This is a genomic window from Streptomyces lydicus, assembly GCF_004125265.1.
In the GTDB taxonomy this organism is placed as follows: Bacteria; Actinomycetota; Actinomycetes; order Streptomycetales; family Streptomycetaceae; genus Streptomyces; species Streptomyces lydicus_C.
This window is the reverse complement of record NZ_RDTE01000003.1, coordinates 2,671,286-2,689,349: the sequence shown is the minus strand read 5'-3', so window position 1 is coordinate 2,689,349 and position 18,064 is coordinate 2,671,286. Positions and strand designations below refer to the sequence as shown.

Sequence of the window (18,064 nt, the reverse complement as noted above, 5' to 3'; positions counted from 1 at the left end):
CGGTAGTCCCTTGCGAGGGTCGATGATGGTTTCACAGCGTTGAGTACGCGTTTCTGCGGGCGATCACGGCGCCGATGCCGAGCGCCAAGAACAGCCCCCACGCGGGCAGTTGGTCCGGCTGTAGGGCACGCTCCAGGTCCACGGGGCCGTGGTCGGTGGCCCACGCGAGTACCACGACGGCGACCCAGGTGCCCGCCAGCCCGGTGGCGGCGCGGGTCACGCCGACCACGCTGCCCAGCGCCAGGGCGGTGGAGGTGAAGGTCAGGGAGGGCAGCAGCCACTGCGCGGCCGACATCGTTCCGGTCAGCCATCCCCCCACCACGAGCGCGGGCAGGACCACCACGAGAACCGCCGTGGTGCGCCGGAGGAGCAGGGGCAGGCCGGCTCGGGCGGTCGAGGCCGTCAGTTCGTGCGCCGGGTCCAGGCCGCGCGACCACGATGCGGCGACACCGCACAGCGGCAGCACGGGTGCGATCGCCGACACGGGAGAGACGCCGCCGAGGAACATGGGCCGCGCGACTGCGTCCAGCAGCAGCGCCATCAGGGTGACGAGGACGGTCATGGCCAACCACGGGGCCATGACCGGCGTCAGCCAGGCAGCGACCCACCTCGGGCGGTGTCGCCGCGAGGGCGCCCTGACGGCCGCGTCCAACTGCGGTTCCAGACCGGCCCGGACGGTGTCGAGGAGCGCGGCGATACCGGGCGCCTCGGTGGCCACACAGGCCGCCAGGTGGCTCCGGCACGGCGCGCACGTCTCCAGATGGGCCTCCAACGCCCATACCGTGTCCGCGGCCATCGTCGCGTCACCACGTGCGTAGTCGTCGATCAACTGCCTCGACGCGTGTTCCCCGCTCATGTCAGCGCCTCCCGCATCGCGATCCGGGCCCGGCGGGCGCGGGTCTTGACCGTGCCTTCGGGCAGTTGGAGCAGGACAGCGGTCTCCCGGACGGAGAGCCCGTCGAGCACCGTGGCCCGTAGCACTTCTCGGAGTTCCGGCGCCAGTTGCCGCAGGGCGTCGCCGACGTCGCCGCCGACGGTCCCGGCGAGTGCCTCTTCCTCCGCCGCGGGCACCACCGCCCGCTCGGCGGCGGCGACCGGCGGTTCGGCGTGGTGGGCACGGCGCCGGAACGCGTCGACGAGGCGGCGCGCCGCGATCGTCCACAGCCACCCGACGGCCGTCCCGCCGACCGCGCTCCCGGCGAACGCGCCGGCCGCGCGCCACACCGCCAGATAGGTCTCCTGCATGACCTCGGCGACGATCTGCTCGTCCGCGCAGCGGCGGCGCAACCGCACCGCCAGCCACGGCGACGTGCGCCGGTACAACTCGTCGAACGCCCCGCGGTCACCTCTGGCCACCAGCCGGACGAGGCGTTCCTCGTCCCACTCGTCCAGTGCTCTCCTGCGTGATCTCACACCAGCCAGACGCCCGATGCCGCGCGCAGGTTTTGCATCTGCCGTGAGCTGCGTCACAGTGTCACGCGCAGAGGATGGCGATCCCCGCGAAACCGGGTCGCCGGCTTCGACCCGGCTCGTGGCGAACTCTGGCGTCTCGCGGTGCTTCACCCTCCTCGGCGCAGCCCTGGCCGAGTACGCCGACTGATGCGCAGTCGCCATCGATGCCGAAGGTCCAGCCCGCCAACTGAAGCACTCACTCGCCAACCGAAGCGCTCCGTCACATCCGATCGGTGCTCCGGTCGGTGCTCAGCTCGCGCGATGACGATCCGTAGGATGGGATATTCATGTTCGCGCACCGGGCCCGGAGAGGAGGGGGACATGCACCACGTGCGCCGCTCGGCCACGCTGACGCTGCTGCTCCTCCTCGCCGTCACCTTCGGGCCGCAGCTGTGCCGCATCGGCGGCGACCAGGCCTGGTCGGCAGGCCGGGCGGCAGCGGCCACGGCGGCCTGGCGGTCCGAGACCGCGACGGCGGCCTCCCCGGCGGTGGCGCACCCGGCCGCGAGCCTGGCGGACGCTGACGCACCGGCGGACGGGGACGGACCCGCGGACGGGTCCGCACCGGCGAAGGGCGACGCCCCGGCACGGCCGTCGGCCGCCGCCAGTGGCCCATGGCTCGATCCCGGTGCCCCGGTCGCCGTGGCCCACACGCCCAAGAAGTGCTCGAACCGGCATGCTCCGGGGCCCGCCGAGTCCGCCCCGCTGCCCACACCGCACCGCGGTGAGCCCCTGGCCCCCGCCACCACCGGCCCGGGGCCGCTCGCCGTGGATCTGCCCGCGCAGTACGCGCTCGCCCGGCCACCGACCGACAGCGCGCCCGCCCGCGACCGCACCCCGCTCCTGCCCGTACTGCGGATATAGGCCGCTGCCCCGACGCACACGGCCTGACCTTCCCCTTTGTACGTCTGGAGCTTCCGCATGCCCGTTTCCGCCTCTCCCACCCGCAAACTGGCCGCCATCGGCGCGGTCATCGCCCTTGTCGTGGCCGTCATCGCCATCGGGGTCGCCATCGGTAAGTCCGCCGACGGCGACCGCGGCACCGGCCGCGGCAACGCCCCCGAGGCCGCAGCCTCCGACGCGCCCGAGGAGGACCCCGCACAGCAGAAGATGTTCGACGACCTCGCCAAGCGGACCAGCCGGCGCGAGGACGGCGATCCGCTGGCCGTCGGCAGGAAGGACGCCCCGGTGGTCCTGGTCGAATACGCCGACTACCAGTGCTCGTTCTGCGGCCGCTTCACCCGCGAGACCCAGCCCGGTCTGATCAAGAAGTTCGTCGACGCGGGCACCCTGCGCATCGAATTCCGCAACTTCACCGTCTTCGGCGCCGACTCCGAGCGGGCCGCCCGTGCCTCCTGGGCCGCCGGGCAGCAGGGCAAGTTCTGGCAGCTCCACGACGAGCTGTACGCCAAGACCCGTAAGGGCAAGGCGCTCGCCGAGGACAAGCTCGTCGAACTGGCCCGCAGCAGCGGTGTGGCGGATATCGACAAGTTCCGTACGGACATGAAGAGCAAGGACGCCGAGCGGGCGCTGAAGAAGGATCAGGACGAGGGGTACCAGCTCGGGGTGCAGTCCACGCCGTCCTTCCTGATCAACGGCCGGCCGGTCGCCGGGGCCCAGCCCGCCGAGGTCTTCGCCCAGGCCGTCAAGGATGCCGCGGCGCGGGCGGACAAGAACGGGGCGGCGGACAAGAACGGGTCGGCGGACAAGAACGGGGCCGAGGACAAGAACGGGGCGAAGGGCAAGGGCGAGCCGACCGGCAAGAACGGGGCGGCGGACAAGGACGGACCGGCGGACAAGAAGGCCGGGGAATGAACGACATCGGCTACCTCGCGGCGTTCCTGGGCGGTGCGCTGGCGCTGCTCAGCCCGTGCAGCGCGCTGCTGCTGCCCGCGTTCTTCGCCTACTCGCTCTCGACGCCCGGCCGACTGGTGGCCCGTACCGGGGTGTTCTACCTGGGGCTGGCCACCACGCTGGTGCCGCTCGGCGCGGCCAGCACGGCGGCCAGCCGGCTGTTCAACGGCCACCGCGATCTGCTGATCGCCGTCGGCGGCTGGGTCGTCATCGCGATGGGGCTGGCCCAGATCCTCGGCCTGGGCTTCGCCTCCCGGCGCGCCCAGGCGGCCGCGGCGAGGATCACCCCGCGCTCCGCCGTCTCCACCTTTCTGCTCGGCTGTGTCTACGGGCTCGCCGGATTCTGTGCGGGCCCGATCCTCGGCGCGGTGCTGACGGTGACGGCGGTCAGCGGCTCACCCGCGTACGGCGCCTCGATGCTCGCCGTCTACGCGCTGGGCATGGCGCTGCCGCTGTTCGTGCTGGCGCTGTTGTGGGAGCGCTGCAAACTCGGCACCCGGGGGTGGCTGCGGGGCCGGGAATTCAGCCTCGGAAAGCTGCGGCTGCACACCACCTCGGTGCTGTCCGGGGTGTTCTTCATCGGTATCGGCGTGCTGTTCCTGCGTTTCAACGGAACCAGTGCGCTGCCCGGAATTCTCGATGCGGATGACGAATTCCGGGCCGAGGAATGGGCGGCGCGGATCGGGAACGCCGTACCGGACTATGCGCTGATCGCGGTGGCCGCGCTGATCGTCGCCGCGGTGCTCGGCCGTATCGCGCTCCGGCCGGAGAAGAAGCCGCGGGGCGAAGCCGAGCGGCCGGCGGACGGGGCGGACGAGGCGGAACGGCCGCGGGAAGGGGCCGGATAGCGGTGGAGTTCCGGTGACGGGGCCGGGCCGGGCCGTCGTGGAACGGCACCGGCCCCCGGCCCCCGGGGCTCACCTGCTCCCTCACAGCCACACGTTGTCGTTGACCGACCCCAGGCCGGTGCCGGACAGCCGCCGGTGCAGGGCCAGCGCCTGGTCCTCGGTCAGCGAGGCCACATGGTCCGCGCAGGCACGCAGCCGGTCGCCGTGCAGTGCCAGCTCCTCGGCGCGGTCCGGCGGCAGCAGCTCGGGTGCGTCATGGGTCCAGCGCAGCAGCTCGCTCACCACCCGCCGCTTGCCGTGCTGCTGGGTGGCCAGTGCGGGCCGGTCGATGACGTAGCACCACACCAGCTCCTTGAGCAGATCGCAGGCGGCCCGCCGCTCCGGCGGGATCACCAGCCGCGCGCCGTAGCGGATCGCGGCCGCGCCGCCCACCTCCAGCTCGATCCCACGGGTGAAGTACGAGATCAGATTGGAGGTGCGGCGATTGACCGCGACCGCGTCCTCATGGCTGCCGCTGTACGGAGCGGGCACCGCCAGCCGCTTGCCGATGTCCGCCATCATCACCAGCGCCGCGTCACGGTCGAAGGACTCGCCCTCGCGCGCCCGCTTGGCCTGCACATAGTCCAGGAAACGGCGGGTCTCCCGCTCGGTGTCGGCGCCCGCCGCCCCGTCCGGCGGGAACAGCGCGGCCAGCGGGATCAGGCCCGTACGGTAGAAGTCCTCCACGTCGTGGCAGGCGTAGGTGACGTCGTCCGCCCAGTCCATGACCTGCTCCTCGACCGGTACGGCGGTGTCCGTACGGCCGGCCCGCACCCAGGAGAACGCCTCGCGGTCGGCGACGTACACCCCCCACTTCACATGCCGCGCCGGGTCCTGGTCGACGGGCGCCCGCTCCCACGGGTATTTGGTGGCGGCATCCAGACAGGCGCGGGTCAGGTGCAGTCCGCGGTGGCCCGGGTATTTGTGGGCGGCGAGAAAGGTCAGCACCCGCAGGGTCTGCGCATTGCCCTCGAAGCTGTCCAGCACACCGTCGGCGAAGTGCAGGTCGTCCATCGTGGCGCGCAGCGCCAGCTCACCCGCGTGCCCGAAGGGCGGGTGGCCGATGTCGTGGGCCATGCACGCCGCCTCGACGAGCGCCGGGGCGGGCCCGCCGTAACGGCGCTCCAGCCGCTCCGCCATCCGCCGGCCCAGCTGCGCCACCTTCATGGAGTGGGTCAGCCGGGTGTGGTACGCGCCCAGCTCGGCGCTCGCCACCACCTGGCTCTTGCCGGCCAGCGCCCGCCACTGGGTCGAGTACAGGATCCGGTCGACGTCGTGCTCGAAGCCGGACCGCTGCCCGTCGTCGGGCACCCGTCGCCGGAGGGAGTGCTGCTCAAGGTCCTCATCGCTGTATGTGGCAGGTCGCATGCGCGGATGGTAGTCCCGTCCCGCCGGACGGGGGCCGGCCGGTGGGCCGGGGCCCTGCGTCACCGACGTCCCGGGACAGAGCACAGCACCTCCCTAGGCGCTCAGCCGCCGCCGTCGGTGGGGATGCGGACGGGGATGGGGGCGGGCGTGCACCGGGTGGGCGTCCGCCCGGCGCCGGCGGTCGTTGCAGAGCAGGCACTTTCCGTAGCCCGGCGGAAGGGGATCTTCCGGGTCGCCGTACAACGGGTCGACCGCGCCGTGGGGATGCAGGGCGCAGCCGGTCGGGCCGGTCTCCGCGCCCAGCGAGCCGGCAGCGGTCAGTGCTTGCCGGAGGACGTCGACCAGCTGGTCCGCATCGCGCCGGCTCGGCGCGGACTGCAGGGACGAGGCAAGCTCGGAGGCGGTGGTCAGCGCGGACCGGAGTTCGCGCAGGTTTGCGTAACCCATGCCTCGGAGCGTAGGCGGACCCACTGACAGTTGATCTTCCGATCGCACTTTGCGGCTTCCCATGGCCGGATGCATGCCCGCTCACGCCGACGATGTAGCACCGGGACGGTGACGGTCGCCTTGCCGGTCCATGACGGGGCGGGGTCGGCGGGGACGCGGCGGCGTCGGCGGGGCCGACGGGGCGGTGCGGGGCCGGGCGACGTGGGGTGCCGTCCCCCCCCACCCCCGAACCCACCCCCCGCCCCCTCCCCCGAAGGGGGAGAGGGGGAGGGGGCGGGGGAGAGCCGAGCGGCCGCTCAGGGCGCGATCGGCAGCGCCCGCTTGTGCTCGGTGAGCCGGTAGCGGCGGACGATGGCCTCGGCGGCCGCGGCGTCGACCGCGCGGCCCTCAAGGAAGTCGTCGATCTGGTCGTAGCTCACACCGAGCGCGTCCTCGTCCGGCTTGCCCGGGTCAAGGGTCTCCAGGTCGGCCGTCGGCACCTTGTGGACCAGCTCGCCGGGGGCGCCCAGCGCCGCCGACACCGCGCGCACCCGGCGCTTGGTCAGCCCGGTGAGCGGCACCACATCGGCCGCGCCGTCACCGAACTTCGTGAAGAAGCCGGAGACCGCCTCGGCCGCGTGGTCGGTGCCCACGACCAGGCCGCCATGGGCGCCCGCGACGGCGTACTGCGCGATCATGCGCTGGCGCGCCTTGATGTTGCCGTGGACGAAGTCCTGGTGGTGGGCGTCACGGAAGACGAGCCCGCCGTCCACCGCGGCCTGCAGCGCCGCGTCGCTCGCCGGGCGGATGTCGACGGTCAGCTCCCGGTCCGGGCGGATGAACTCCAGCGCCCGCCGGGCGTCCTTCTCGTCCGCCTGGACGCCGTACGGCAGCCGCATCGCGTAGAACGTCGCCTCGTGCCCGGCGGCGCGGGCCCGCTCCACGGCGAGCTGGCAGAGCCGGCCCGTGGTCGTGGAGTCGATGCCGCCGCTGATCCCCAGGACCAGCGAGCGCAGGCCCGTGGAGGTCAGCCGCTCCGTGAGGAAGGCCACCCGGCGCTCGATCTCCTGCTCGGCGTCGAAGGACGCGGTCACCTGGAGATCCCGGGCGATCTCCTGCTGCAGGGCCTTGGACGCCGGGTCGGTCACGGCTGCTCCTCTTGTTCTCGTGCGGCACCGGCTCGCGCTCGTGCCGCGTCTGCGTCGTGTTCTCGTGCCGCGTCGCGTGGTGCGGTGACACATTGTTCCCGCGCCGCCTACGCAGCGTTCCTGTTCGGCTTTCCGCTCCGCGCCGGCACGGTTTTTCCGGCGGCGCGGAACGGCGCGCCGACAGCAAACCTTATGCCGGGTGCGCCCACTTCTTGAGGGCGGCCTTGGTCGAGAAGTCCGCGACGTCCTTGTCCAGCGGCTGGTCGGTGTACTGGTGAATGCGCCACTTCGCCTTGATCCGCGGATGTCCGGCGGAGACATAGTCGGCGATCCACAGGCCGTCGGCCGCGTAGGACGTGCTGTCGTGGTTCAGCCAGAAGTCGCGGTTGCAGTAGAGCAGCACGCGGTGGGTGGGGCGGAGCTTTTTCACCGCGTGCAGGAACTGGTCTTTCTGTGCATTGCTCGCGTAGGTCCCCTCGCCGGTGCGCTCCCAGTCGCAGGCGAGGAGGTCGCCCTGGACCGAGGCGCATTTCTCGACGAAGTATTGCGCCTGGGCGGCGATATTGCCCGGCCACAGAAAGTGGTAGAAACCCACCACACAGCCCGCTTTACGGGCCTTTGAGGCCTGTGCGGACTGGTGTGGATTGATGTAGGAGCGGCCTTCGGTGGCCTTGACGAAAACGAAGTCCAGCCCCTCGGCGGAGTACGAGGTGTTGGAGGAGCTGACATCGACACCATGCAGCATGAACGGCCTCCTGCCGATCGGCCCTGCGGATTCCAAGCGTCAACTGCTCTGAATCCTCGACTGCGTTGCCGTGGTGCCGGGTGTTCCTCGTGTTTCCGCGCTCCGGTGATCAGATGCTTCTGCGAGCCGGCGTCCCTGCGTGCGAAGCAGTCTCGTTCCAGCAGTTCAGCATGTTTGCCACCGGGGACGCCAGATTGTGGTCCGGAAGTTCCTTGTACCGCGGTCAAGTTGACACCTTGTCCTGCGGTCAAGCGGGGTCCGTGCGCGACGACGGCCGGACTGGGTCCTCGTGCCACCGTCAAGTGGAGTCCCGTGTACGACGGCCGGTCGCGCCGGGCCTGGTTTCGCCGCCCCCGGACTCGCCGTCCCCGGACTCGCCGTCCCCGGACCGGCCCGCTGTCCGGACTCGCCGTCCCCGGACCGGCCCGCTGTCCGGACTCGCTGCCCCCGGACCGGCCCACCGTCCGGAGACCCCGCCTCAGCGCCGCAGGGCCCGCCGCACCAGCCGCCGGGCGGCGCCCCGGCCCCGCGCGAGGGTGCGCCGCCAGGCGCGGGCGGTGCGCGTCGACCGGAGCTCCTGGAAAAGGAGCTCGTAGCGCTCGGCGATCGGCTCCGGGTCGTAGCGGTGCGAACTCTCCAGCGCTGCCGCGGCCATGTCGCGGCGGCGCTGCGGGTCCTCGATGAGCTGGAGGAGCGCGCCGGCCATCGCCCGGCCGTCGCCGCGCGGCACCAGCAGCCCGTCCGTACCGTCGTGAATGATCTCGGCCGGGCCCAGCGGGCAGTCGGTGCTGACGACCGGAACGCCGCAGCGCATCGCCTCGACGAGGGTCATGCCGAAGGACTCGGCGTCCGAGGCCGAGGCGACGATCGACGCCTTGGTGAACTCCGCCTCTATCGGGGAAACCGGCCCGGTCAGCTCCGCCTGCCCGTTCAGTCCGAGCCCGTCGATCAGCCCCTGGAGCTGTGCGCGCTCGGCGCCGCCGCCGTGTATCCGCAGCCGCCAGTCGGGGTGTTTGGCGGCGACCGCGGAGAACGCCTCGATCAGCAGGTCGAAGCGCTTGCCGCGGACCAGCCGGCCGGCCGCCGCGATCACCTTCGAGGTGCCCCGGGATGGCGGCACGTCCGGTGCGGGCACGATGTTGGGTACCGCCAGGACCCGTACGCCCGGCAGCGGCATCCGCGCGCGGTAGACCGCGGCATCCGCCTCGGTGGTGGTGACCAGGGCGTCCAGCGTCCGGTAATGGCGGGCGAGTTCGGCCCGGAGCCGCTTGCTGTGGGCGTCGTGTCTCAGGTGCTCCTGGGCGATCCGCAGGGCCCGGCGGGGGCCGAACCGCGCCAGGTAGACGTTGATGCCGGGCCGGGTGCCGATCAGCACGTCCGCGTCGGTGGTGCGCAGGAACTCCGCGGCCCGGACGTCGGTCAGCCGGCTGTACTGGTGGTGCCGCTTCTCGGCCTGCGGGAAGTCCTGCGCGGGCTCGCCGAACAGCGGATCGGCCATGTCCTCGCTGCCGACGCGGGTGTCCACCAGCGGCACCAGCCGCACCCGGGGGTCCACGGTGAAACGCGGGACCTCGCGGTGCCGCAGCATCGAGACGATCTCGACGTCGTGCCGGTCGGCGAGGGCGGCGGCGAGGTTGAAGGTGGTGCGGACGGTGCCGCCGATGGCGTAGGCGTTGTGCAGCAGGAGGGTGATCTTCATGCGGTGCCGTGCTTCTTCCCCGAGATGTGCCGAGTCGGTCCGACCGGCCGGTACGCTCGCGGCCGGATCACCGCGACCGGCCCGTCCGGCACCGGGACACCGTGGCGGCAAGGGGTAAGCCGATGGCGTGGCGAGGGTGAGAGCCCGGTAAGAACCACGGGTGAGATCCGGGTAAGAAAGCCACCGCGGGACCGGCCGCCCGCCGTCGCACCTCCGGGCCCTTGGCACACTTGCCGCGTGACCCATTCCGTACTGCTGGCCGAGGACGACCGCCCCATCCGCACCGCGCTGGAGCGCGCCCTGACCCTGGAGGGATACCAGGTCATCGCCGTCGCCGACGGGATTCAGGCGCTCGCCGCCGCGCACCGCGAGCGGCCCGATGTGATCCTGCTGGACGTGATGATGCCGGGGATCGACGGACTCCAGGTGTGCCAGGTGCTGCGGGCCGAGCAGGACCGCACCCCGATCCTGATGCTCACCGCCCGGGTCGAGACCGCGGACCGGATCGCCGGCCTGGACGCCGGTGCGGACGACTACGTGGTCAAGCCGTTCGAGGTCGAGGAGGTCTTCGCCCGGCTGCGGGCGCTGCTGCGGCGGACGACGGCGGGACCGGCGGCGGACGGGAGCGGCGCGGGTGCCGGTTCTGCCGCGACGGACGAGACCGAGGGGGCCGGGGAGGCGTACGAGGCGCGGGCGGCGGACAGCGGTGTGGTCGAGGCGGCGGATCTGCGGATCGACGGGCCCTCGCGCCGCGCCTGGCGCGGAGAGCGGGAGCTGGAGCTGACCCGGACCGAGTTCGAGCTGCTGGAGCTGCTGGCCCGCAACGCCGGAATCGTCCTGGACCATTCGACGATCTACGACCGGATCTGGGGCTACGACTTCGGTCCCGGCTCGAAGAACCTCGCGGTGTACGTGGGCTATCTGCGGCGCAAGGTCGATGTCCCCGGCAGCCGCCCGCTGATCCACACGGTGCGTGGCGTCGGTTACGTGCTGCGGGAGGACTGAGATGCCCCGGGCCCGCGACCGGTCCGGCGCCGGGCCCCGCACCGGGCCCGGCCGCCGGCTGTGGACACGGCTGCGCGCCCGGCTGCGGGCCTGGGTGCGCTCCTGCCGCAGGGGCGGGTCGGCCGCCTGGCTGCGCACCCGTAAACCCGCCAGTCTGCGCACCGCCGTCGCGGTGGCGTTCGCCACGGGGACGGCCGCGGTGACCGTCCTGGTGGGATTCCTCAGCTACGACGCGGCGGCCCGGCTGGTGCGGGTCGACGAGAGGTCGGTGTTCTCGCAGGTCGTACGGGATTTGCGGACCCAGGTCCAGGAGAAGCCGTTCGAGCCCACCGACTACACGACCGTCGACCCCGACCACGACGGGCCGCGCGACGACCTCACCCGGCCCACCCGTACCGATGTGCAGATCCTGGGCGCCGACGGCCGGATCGTGGAGGCGGGGCGCCCGGCCCTCCCGGCCGGTGCCGGGGAACGCCGGGTCGCCGGTGACGTGCGCGCCGGCCACCTCGCCGAGCGGGAAGCGGAGATCGGCGACGAGGAGTACCACGTCGCGACCGTGGCGCTCGGCGGCGGCCGCGGTGCCGTACAGGTCGCGCAGAAGTTCAGCGAGACCGAGGATCTGCTCTCCGCGCTCCAGCAGCGCACCGCCCTGCTGGCCGCCGCGGTCATCGCGCTGTCCGGCGCGGGCGGCTGGTGGCTGGCGCGCCGGATCACCGGCCGGCTGGTGCGGCTGACCTCGGTCGCCGAGAACGTGGCGGAGCACGGACGGCTGGACGTCCCGGTCCCGGTGGCGGGGCGGGACGAGGTCGCCCGGCTCGGGCGGGCCTTCGACGACATGCTCGGCCGGCTGGCCAGCGCCGTCCAGGACCAGCAGCGCCTGGTCCAGGACGCCGGCCACGAGCTGCGCACCCCGCTGACCTCGCTCCGTACGAATATCTCGCTGCTGAAGCGGTTCGACGAACTGCCGCCGGACGCCCGCGACGAGCTGCTGGCCGACCTTGCGGGCGAGGCGAGGGAACTCAGCGATCTGGTCAACGAGCTGGTGGATCTGGCGGCCGGGCAGCGGGACGACGACCCGCTCTCGGAGGTGAGCCTGGCCGAGGTCGCCGAGAAGGCGGCCGCCTCGGCCAGGCGCCGCACCGGCCGGGAGATCACCGTACGGACCGTCCGCCCGGCGGTGGTCGAGGGCCGCTCCGCCGCGCTGCACCGCGCGCTCACCAACCTCCTGGAGAACGCCGCCAAATTCGACGCCGGCGGGACCGAGCCGATCGAGGTCCTCGTCACCGGAGCCCGCATCGAGGTCCTGGACCGCGGCCCCGGCATCGCGGACGCCGACCTCACCAGGGTCTTCGACCGCTTCTACCGCTCCGCGGCGGCCCGCGGCCTGCCGGGTTCCGGACTCGGCCTCGCCATCGTCCGCGAGATCGCCACCGCCCACGGCGGCCATGCGTTTGCCGCCCGGCGGTCGGGGGGTGGCGCGATTCTGGGCTTCACGGTGGGGCGGGGGCCGGGGGTTTAAGGCCTACGTTTTTGGCTTTCCCGCCGTGGGGGTTGCTCGTCGTGTTTCGCTCGCTGCGCGGGTGAAACACGACGGGGCCCCGACGGCGGGACAGTCGAAAACGTGGGCAGAGGCAAAGCGCAGCGAACCGCCCCCCTGAGCCACCTCCACGGTCTCGTGGAGATCCGTCGCCGCGTCGAGGGCGGAGGCTGCGGATACACCCAGGCAGGCAAGCAGGGCGGCCGCGGCGATCAGGCGGCGGCCGTGGACGGCGGTGCGCGGCGGAGGGGGCGCGGGCCGCTCGGGGGCCAGCAGGGCGGCGACCCGGCGGGGTACCGGGCCGGTGGTCGCGGCGAGCACAGTGCCGGGGCGGTGTGCGCCTGCGGCGGCGGGGCGGGCGGCCAGCGCGGCGCGGCCGATGGCGCGGGCCGTGACGCGGCGGTCGCCCACCCGGGACGCGGCGGTTTCATCGGCCCAGCGCTCCAGGGCGTAGGCCAGCGGGGCGTGCAGGGACCGGAGCAGGGGGTGGCAGACCGCGGCCAGCGCGGCCGTGAGCAGGAAGAGATGGTGCCGGCCCGCGAGATGGGCGCGTTCATGGGCGAACAGCGCCTCCCGCTCGTCCGCGGACAGCGCCCGCAGCATCCCGGCCGTGACCACCACCCGGCCCGGTCGCCCCGGCCGTCCCGGCAGGGCGTAGGCGTCGGGCGCGGCGTGCGGCAGGACGCACAGATCGCCGGAGGCGGGGTGGGCGTCGGTGGCGAGGCGGGCGGTGCGCAGTTCGGTGTGGTGGCGGCGGGTGCGATGGGCGACGGCGAGGGCGGCGGCGAGGAGCAGACCGGCGGCGGCACCGGCGGCGGGCACCGACACGACCGGATCGTCGCCCAGCAGCGGCAGGGAGAGATGGCCCAGGGCGGCGACCGGCGGCAGCCGAAGTGCCCCGGCGGTCAGCAGCAGGCCGAGCGCCGCGGTCGTACAGCCGGCCAGCGCGACCGCGCAGCCGGTCAGCAGCCAGGCCGCGGCGCGCGGCGGCAGCGACTCCGCCAGACGGCGGGCGGCCGGCACCGCGAGCAGCGGCATCAGCAGGGGGATCCATACGGCGAAGATCATGATGCGGCCCCGGGGTCCGGATCGGTGCCGAAGCTGGGGCCGGGATCGGTGCCGAGGCCGAGACCGGGGGCGGCGCCGGGGTCGGGCTGCGAGCCGGCCCCCAGCCCCTCGGGGGAGCCGTCCGCGCCCTCCAGGAGGGACCGCAGCAACTGCTCGTCCTCACTGGTCAGCTGGGAGACGAAGCGGGCGAGCGCGGTGCCGCGGTCGTCCTGCTTGTCGAGTTCGCTGCGCATCCGCCGGGCGGTCAGCCCCGCGGAGTCCTGTATGGGGGAGTACACGAAACCGCGGCCGGCCCGGGCGCGGGAGACCGCCCCCTTGTCGTACAGCCGGGTGAGGATCGTGGTGACAGTGGTCCGCGCGAGCCGGCCGCCCAGCGCGCTCTGCACCTCGGCGGGGCTCAGCGGCCCGCCGGCCGCCCAGAGCGCCGCGAGCACGCTCGCCTCCAGCTCCCCGGCCGGGCGCCGCTGCACGGGTGATGTCTCCGACATGGAACGCCCTTCACCTTTTCGTCGTCTACAGTTCCGTAGACCGTCTACGAGACTGTAGTCGGTCGGCCCGGCCGGGAGCCGGGCCCGCAACCCATTATGGGAGGGGCCGCCGACATGTCCGCAGCCGCCGCATTTCCGCAGGTGACAGCGGTCGTCCAGGCCGTGAACGTGCTCGATGCCGGCTCCCTGCTGGCCGCGTTCGGTGCGCTGGGTGTCGCCGTCGTGCTGTTCGCCGAGACCGGGCTGCTGATCGGCTTCTTCCTGCCCGGCGACTCCCTGCTGTTCACCGCCGGACTGCTGTGCGCCCCGGGCACCGGCGGCGCCGTCCATCTCGTACTGCCCCAGGTCCTCACGGCCGCCGCCGTCGGCGCGCTCGCCGGCTCCCAGACCGGCTACTGGATCGGCCGGCGCGGCGGCCGCGCCCTGCTGGCCCGCAGCCGCGCCCGCCGGCTGCACGAGGGCGCCGCCCGCGCCGAGGAGTTCCTCGCCCGCTACGGCCACGGCAAGGCCATCGTCCTCGCCCGCTTCGTCCCCGTCGTCCGCACCGTGCTGAACCCGCTGGCCGGCGCCCTGGGCGTGCCGGCCAGTACCTTCACCCGCTGGCAGATCGCCGGCGGCCTGCTCTGGACGCTCGGCCTCACCCTCGCCGGATACGCCCTGGGTACGTCGGTACCGAATGTCGACCGCTATCTGCTGCCGCTGGTCGCCCTGGTGGTGCTGGTGTCGCTGGCACCGCTCGCCGTCGAGCTGGTCCGCTCCCGCAGACGCCCGCAAACGGCCCCCGCCCGCCCGACACCGCCGCCGGACGCCTGAACCAAGCCCCAGGGCGCCTGAACCACGCCCCACGGCGCCCGAACTACGCCGCACGCCGCGTGAACCACGCCGCGTCACCCCGTCCCCTCCCGCCTCACCCGTCCCCCGTCCGGCGCCCTTCGCGCCGAGCCGCAAGGCGCCGAGTCGCCGAGTGCCGCGCCGCCGAGTACCGAGCCGCAGAGCACCGAGCCGCCAAGGAGAACCCCGTGACCCACCTCGCCTTCGGGGGAGCCTCGATCGACGGCGGCCCGTACACCCGGATCGTCTACCTCGCCCAGCACGCCCCGCCCGCCCTGAACACCCTCCTCTCCTACTGGACCGACTACGGCCTCGCCCTCTTCGCCGCCCTGATGCTGATCGGCTGGTGGCGCGCCAGAAGCGGTGCCTCCGGTGCCATGGCGCTGGCACTGGCCACGCCACTCGTCGTGGTCGCCGCCTTCCTCGTCAACGACCTCGTCAAGATGCTCTTCGACGAACAGCGGCCCTGCCGGACACTCCACACCGCCACCGTCGAGGCCTGTCCCGGCCCCGGCGACTGGTCCTTCCCCAGCAACCACTCCGCCATCGCCGCCGCGGCCGCGGTCGCCCTGCTGCTGTGCGACCGGCAACTGGGCCGGATCGCCGTACCGGCCGCGCTCCTGATGGCGGCCTCACGCGTCTGGGTCGGCGCGCACTACCCGCACGACGTCGCCGCCGGCCTGATCGCCGGCGCCCTAGTGGCCCGCCTGCTCACCCCCCTCGCCCGCCGCGCGGCCCCCGCCGTCGACCGGATCCGCGCCACCCGGCTGCGCCCCCTGGTGGCCGCGCGGTGACGGCGTCGGAACGGGAACCGGGAGGGGAGCGGGACCCCGCGCCCGCCCCCGACCCGCACCCCACGCCATGGCGGCGCCCCGCCACCGCCCGGCTCCTGACCTTCGCCGCGGTCTGCGCCGCGCTCTTCGCCGCCGTGGCCCTCACCGTGTCCCTGCGGCACGGAGCCCCACTCGCCCCCGAACGGGCCGCCCTCCACTGGTCCACGGCTCACCACGGCGAGCCGCTGCGCTCCCTGGCCCGCGCGCTGACCGCCACCGGCAGCGGACCGGTTCCCTATCTGCTGGCGGTGCTCGCCGGCCTGCTGGCCGGTCGCGGTACGGCGGGCCGGCTGCGCGCGGTGATCTGTGCCGTCGCCGTCCTCGCCGTCGGCCAGGCGATCCGTTACGGCCTGATGGAACTGCTCGCTCGCCCCCGCCCGCCGGCCGTGGACTGGGCCGCGCACGCCTCCGGCTACGCGTTCCCCTCCGGCCACGCCACCACCTCGGCGCTGGCAGCCGGAATCCTGGCCTGGGGCATCGCCCGGCGCACCCGCCCCGCCGCGGCCCGCACCTGGTGCGCGGTGCTGGCCCTCTGGGCCGCCGGAGTCGGCCTCACCCGGGTCTATCTGAGCGTCCACTGGCCGGGCGACGTCCTGGCCGGCTGGCTGCTGGCGGCCACCCTGCTCGCCCTCGCACTGTTCCTCGACCCCTTCGCCTGCCCCGCCTGCCCCGCCTGCCCCGCCTGCCCCGCCGGACCGGCCCGGACCGGCCCGCCCCCGACCGGCAAAGGCGCCCCATAGCGCACATTCCCATGAATAGCTGACGATCGGACCAGATCTTCCCCAAGGCGGCATGGACGCGTCCCGCCCCGAGCAGCACTGTCCTGGGCGCCGGAACGGCAAAAGCGATTCCGCCACGGCGCCGCTCAGGGCACGTACCACCGCACCGCCAGGGGGACCCACCCATGAACCAGCCACTCGACGCCCTCCCGCCGCGCCGGCCGGCCGACCGGACCGCCGCGTCCGGCGCCCTGCCCGGCCGCTGCCCGGCCGCCGCAGCCAAGGACCCCACCCCGTGTGAGGGCTCCCGGGATGCCGCCACCATCGTCGACCGCCAGGGCCGGGAGGTCGCCGGCTGCGTCCACCACTGCGCCCGCCTGCTGGCCGGCCTCGAAGGCGCCCGGGTCCACCCCTTCGTGCCCACGAGCCAGGCCCTGGACATCTACTCCCGCGCCCGCGAACTCCCGCCCTTCGCCTGGGAGATCGGCAGATAGCCGGCAGACAGCCGGACCCGGACGGTGTGACAGCTGCGAGGCCGTGCCGCCGTGGGACCGCTTTTCTTGCCGTCCGCCGTTTTGACCGTGATCGAGTGCCTGTTCGTCCGCCAGAGTGCGCTCAAAATCGGCCATGTCATGGCGGCGTTCCTGCTGGGCTCCTATGTTCATCAGGGCACCCCGCTCGCTCCCGGCGTCAGCCGGTCCACAGGGGCCGTGATGGCGGGAATCAGCAGCCTTCGCCTGTAGGCCGACGGCGCCCTGACACACCGAGACCGTCCGGGACGGACTGGGACACCGTGCGCGGACGTTCAGGGCCGTGCCCGGGCACCCTTCTTCACCCGATCACCACCCTTGCGAGAAAACGATGAAGCCGTTATCAAGCCCAGCCTCCGGCCGCAGAACCTCCGCCTCGTGTGACACGACCTGATGCGCCCGGTGTATCACCCGGCCGGGAGTGACGACGACCTCCGCGTGGCCATGGTCGAACTCCGGGCGGGCCGGTGGAGGGCCGCCCGGAATCTGCTGAGCGCCACCGGTTCACGAGGGCTGAGGACTTCGCGCACGCAGGTCTTGGCGGTCGCTGCCGCAGCCACTGATGTGGTGGACGTGTGGCTGGCCGAGGAGCCGGACAGCTATGACCCCCAGATGATGCGCGCACGGGTGTTGGTGGAGAGAGCCCTGCGGGCCCACCGCCAACAGCACACCGGGGTCGCCGCATACGAGAACCGGGCCCGGCACGCTGCTCAGATGGCCACACAGCGCGCTCCGCAGGATCCGGTCCCGTGGGTGTGTCTGCTGGCGCTCGCCCAGATCGACGTGCACCAACGCCGTCCGGAGCACTGCGTGCGGCCCGTGGAGCCGATGTTGCCGCCGGGGCCGTGGGGTCTGCTGGACGAGGTGGGCCGCCGCGACCCGTGCAACCGCGAGGCGTATCACCGGATACTGCAGTTCCTGCTCTCCCGGGCGGTTTCGCGCTCGGCGCAGCTCGCCTCCGTCTTCGACTTCGGGCGCTGGGTGGCGTCCTGGGCACCGGTCGGCACGCCCATGCTGCTTCTGCCCGCCTACGCCAAGATCGAGCAGTGCCGCTTGTACAGAGCCGAGGGAAAGGTTCATCCCCTGTGGCGGCGGCAGTGGGCCGAGGAGCCGATGCGCACGTATGCGCTCGACGCTTTTCGCGGCTGGTTCCAGAAGGCGGAACCCGCGATGCGGTCGGTGACCGACATGAGCTACCTGGCCTACGCCCTGTGGGCGAGCCACCAATTCCTGGAAGCGGCCGCGGTGTTCACCGCGATGGAGCCCTATGCGACACGTGAGCCGTGGGACTCGCTCGAAGAAAGGCCCCCCGGGCCCGACGGCGGCCAGGCCCTGATGCTCCGGGCCCGCAGGGAGTCGCTGGCATACGCGCACAGCCACACCCCTCCCTCAGCCCCCCACTCACCACCTGCCGGTCGCAACGGCCACTTGGCATGAATCCGTTCGGCGTTCGTCAGTTCTTGAATTCACCCCC

The 18,064-nt window shown here is 73.1% G+C and carries 19 protein-coding genes and 1 pseudogene; 11 read left to right on the top strand and 9 right to left on the bottom strand.

The features are described 5' to 3' along the window. Positions 1 to 31 precede the first annotated feature (31 nt). Positions 32 to 856 carry a zf-HC2 domain-containing protein gene (locus D9V36_RS14235; RefSeq protein WP_206739664.1) on the bottom strand — a complete coding sequence of 275 codons (825 nt, stop codon included), beginning with the start codon at positions 854 to 856 and terminating at the stop codon, positions 32 to 34. Beyond that, positions 853 to 1,413 carry an RNA polymerase sigma factor gene (locus D9V36_RS14230; protein ID WP_206739663.1) on the bottom strand — a complete coding sequence of 187 codons (561 nt, stop codon included), beginning with the start codon at positions 1,411 to 1,413 and terminating at the stop codon, positions 853 to 855. Before D9V36_RS14230 ends, D9V36_RS14235 begins: the two co-directional genes overlap by 4 nt. A gap of 360 nt (positions 1,414 to 1,773) precedes the next feature. On the opposite strand from D9V36_RS14230, the gene D9V36_RS14225 reads away from it, so the two are divergent. Genes D9V36_RS14225 through D9V36_RS14215 form a run of 3 tightly spaced genes read left to right on the top strand, consistent with a single transcriptional unit; the run spans position 1,774 to position 4,154 of the window. Beyond that, positions 1,774 to 2,316, top strand: a complete 543-nt coding sequence (locus D9V36_RS14225; protein WP_129294104.1) for a hypothetical protein — start codon at positions 1,774 to 1,776, stop codon at positions 2,314 to 2,316. A gap of 57 nt (positions 2,317 to 2,373) precedes the next feature. Beyond that, positions 2,374 to 3,267 (top strand): DsbA family protein, encoded by an 894-nt coding sequence (locus tag D9V36_RS14220; RefSeq protein WP_129294103.1) that lies wholly within the window; start codon positions 2,374 to 2,376, stop codon positions 3,265 to 3,267. Next, a complete protein-coding gene (locus D9V36_RS14215) occupies positions 3,264 to 4,154 on the top strand; it encodes a cytochrome c biogenesis CcdA family protein (RefSeq protein WP_129294102.1) in 891 nt (296 codons plus the stop codon). The genes D9V36_RS14220 and D9V36_RS14215 overlap by 4 nt, the downstream gene beginning before the upstream one ends. Positions 4,155 to 4,235: 81 nt before the next feature. Here D9V36_RS14215 and dgt read toward each other — a convergent pair whose 3' ends face one another. The 5 genes from dgt to D9V36_RS14190 form a co-directional block, all read right to left on the bottom strand. Continuing rightward, positions 4,236 to 5,561 carry a dGTP triphosphohydrolase gene (dgt, locus tag D9V36_RS14210; protein ID WP_241720871.1) on the bottom strand — a complete coding sequence of 442 codons (1,326 nt, stop codon included), beginning with the start codon at positions 5,559 to 5,561 and terminating at the stop codon, positions 4,236 to 4,238. 93 nt (positions 5,562 to 5,654) lie between these two features. Next, on the bottom strand, positions 5,655 to 6,008 hold the full coding sequence (locus D9V36_RS14205) for a hypothetical protein (protein ID WP_129294101.1): 354 nt from the start codon (positions 6,006 to 6,008) through the stop codon (positions 5,655 to 5,657). Between the two features lie 296 nt (positions 6,009 to 6,304). After that, positions 6,305 to 7,135: an ammonia-dependent NAD(+) synthetase gene (nadE, locus tag D9V36_RS14200; protein ID WP_129294100.1), complete on the bottom strand. Its 831-nt coding sequence runs from the start codon at positions 7,133 to 7,135 to the stop codon at positions 6,305 to 6,307. Positions 7,136 to 7,325: 190 nt separating this feature from the next. After that, the gene (locus D9V36_RS14195; RefSeq protein WP_129294099.1) at positions 7,326 to 7,880 is read right to left on the bottom strand and encodes a GH25 family lysozyme; all 555 of its coding nucleotides are present in this window, start codon (positions 7,878 to 7,880) and stop codon (positions 7,326 to 7,328) included. Positions 7,881 to 8,358: 478 nt separating this feature from the next. Next, a complete protein-coding gene (locus tag D9V36_RS14190; RefSeq protein ID WP_129294098.1) occupies positions 8,359 to 9,579 on the bottom strand; it encodes a glycosyltransferase family 4 protein in 1,221 nt (406 codons plus the stop codon). Between the two features lie 237 nt (positions 9,580 to 9,816). Here D9V36_RS14190 and D9V36_RS14185 point away from each other — a divergent pair, with 237 nt between their 5' ends. Together D9V36_RS14185 and D9V36_RS14180 are read left to right on the top strand one after the other, a co-directional pair. Next, positions 9,817 to 10,584 (top strand): response regulator transcription factor, encoded by a 768-nt coding sequence (locus D9V36_RS14185; RefSeq protein WP_129294097.1) that lies wholly within the window; start codon positions 9,817 to 9,819, stop codon positions 10,582 to 10,584. Position 10,585: 1 nt separating this feature from the next. Further along, entirely contained in the window at positions 10,586 to 12,103 is a 1,518-nt protein-coding gene (locus D9V36_RS14180; protein ID WP_129294096.1) for a sensor histidine kinase, read from the top strand. 3 nt (positions 12,104 to 12,106) lie between these two features. On the opposite strand, the gene D9V36_RS14175 is transcribed toward D9V36_RS14180, so the two are convergent. Both D9V36_RS14175 and D9V36_RS14170 read right to left on the bottom strand, forming a co-directional pair. Beyond that, positions 12,107 to 13,189, bottom strand: coding sequence for a M56 family metallopeptidase (locus D9V36_RS14175; protein ID WP_129294095.1), 1,083 nt, complete (start codon positions 13,187 to 13,189; stop codon positions 12,107 to 12,109). Positions 13,190 to 13,305: 116 nt separating this feature from the next. Continuing rightward, positions 13,306 to 13,677, bottom strand: a pseudogene (locus D9V36_RS14170) (BlaI/MecI/CopY family transcriptional regulator); the annotation flags it as partial. 114 nt (positions 13,678 to 13,791) lie between these two features. On the opposite strand from D9V36_RS14170, the gene D9V36_RS14165 reads away from it, so the two are divergent. The 6 genes from D9V36_RS14165 to D9V36_RS14145 all read left to right on the top strand — a co-directional run bounded on the left by D9V36_RS14165 (position 13,792) and on the right by D9V36_RS14145 (position 18,027). After that, entirely contained in the window at positions 13,792 to 14,490 is a 699-nt protein-coding gene (locus D9V36_RS14165) for a DedA family protein (protein ID WP_241720870.1), read from the top strand. 206 nt (positions 14,491 to 14,696) lie between these two features. After that, positions 14,697 to 15,302 (top strand): phosphatase PAP2 family protein, encoded by a 606-nt coding sequence (locus D9V36_RS14160; RefSeq protein ID WP_129294093.1) that lies wholly within the window; start codon positions 14,697 to 14,699, stop codon positions 15,300 to 15,302. Continuing rightward, entirely contained in the window at positions 15,299 to 16,081 is a 783-nt protein-coding gene (locus D9V36_RS14155) for a phosphatase PAP2 family protein (protein ID WP_129294092.1), read from the top strand. The genes D9V36_RS14160 and D9V36_RS14155 overlap by 4 nt, the downstream gene beginning before the upstream one ends. 164 nt (positions 16,082 to 16,245) lie before the next feature. After that, the gene (locus D9V36_RS14150; protein ID WP_129294091.1) at positions 16,246 to 16,554 is read left to right on the top strand and encodes a hypothetical protein; all 309 of its coding nucleotides are present in this window, start codon (positions 16,246 to 16,248) and stop codon (positions 16,552 to 16,554) included. 81 nt (positions 16,555 to 16,635) lie between these two features. Continuing rightward, positions 16,636 to 16,803 carry a hypothetical protein gene (locus D9V36_RS40920; RefSeq protein ID WP_164992949.1) on the top strand — a complete coding sequence of 56 codons (168 nt, stop codon included), beginning with the start codon at positions 16,636 to 16,638 and terminating at the stop codon, positions 16,801 to 16,803. A 354-nt stretch (positions 16,804 to 17,157) separates the two neighbouring features. Continuing rightward, a complete protein-coding gene (locus D9V36_RS14145) occupies positions 17,158 to 18,027 on the top strand; it encodes a hypothetical protein (protein WP_241720869.1) in 870 nt (289 codons plus the stop codon). The last annotated feature ends 37 nt before the right edge of the window (positions 18,028 to 18,064 follow it).

Bases quoted from the DNA above. Each gene is read 5' to 3' on its own strand.
- D9V36_RS14235 (WP_206739664.1), bottom strand. From the start codon at position 856: ATGAGCGGGGAACACGCGTCGAGGCAGTTGATCGACGACTACGCACGT.
- D9V36_RS14225 (WP_129294104.1), top strand. From the start codon at position 1,774: ATGCACCACGTGCGCCGCTCGGCCACGCTGACGCTGCTGCTCCTCCTC.
- D9V36_RS14220 (WP_129294103.1), top strand. From the start codon at position 2,374: ATGCCCGTTTCCGCCTCTCCCACCCGCAAACTGGCCGCCATCGGCGCG.
- D9V36_RS14215 (WP_129294102.1), top strand. From the start codon at position 3,264: ATGAACGACATCGGCTACCTCGCGGCGTTCCTGGGCGGTGCGCTGGCG.
- dgt (WP_241720871.1), bottom strand. From the start codon at position 5,561: ATGCGACCTGCCACATACAGCGATGAGGACCTTGAGCAGCACTCCCTC.
- D9V36_RS14205 (WP_129294101.1), bottom strand. From the start codon at position 6,008: ATGGGTTACGCAAACCTGCGCGAACTCCGGTCCGCGCTGACCACCGCC.
- D9V36_RS14195 (WP_129294099.1), bottom strand. From the start codon at position 7,880: ATGCTGCATGGTGTCGATGTCAGCTCCTCCAACACCTCGTACTCCGCC.
- D9V36_RS14190 (WP_129294098.1), bottom strand. From the start codon at position 9,579: ATGAAGATCACCCTCCTGCTGCACAACGCCTACGCCATCGGCGGCACC.
- D9V36_RS14180 (WP_129294096.1), top strand. From the start codon at position 10,586: ATGCCCCGGGCCCGCGACCGGTCCGGCGCCGGGCCCCGCACCGGGCCC.
- D9V36_RS14175 (WP_129294095.1), bottom strand. From the start codon at position 13,189: ATGATCTTCGCCGTATGGATCCCCCTGCTGATGCCGCTGCTCGCGGTG.
- D9V36_RS14165 (WP_241720870.1), top strand. From the start codon at position 13,792: ATGTCCGCAGCCGCCGCATTTCCGCAGGTGACAGCGGTCGTCCAGGCC.
- D9V36_RS14150 (WP_129294091.1), top strand. From the start codon at position 16,246: ATGAACCAGCCACTCGACGCCCTCCCGCCGCGCCGGCCGGCCGACCGG.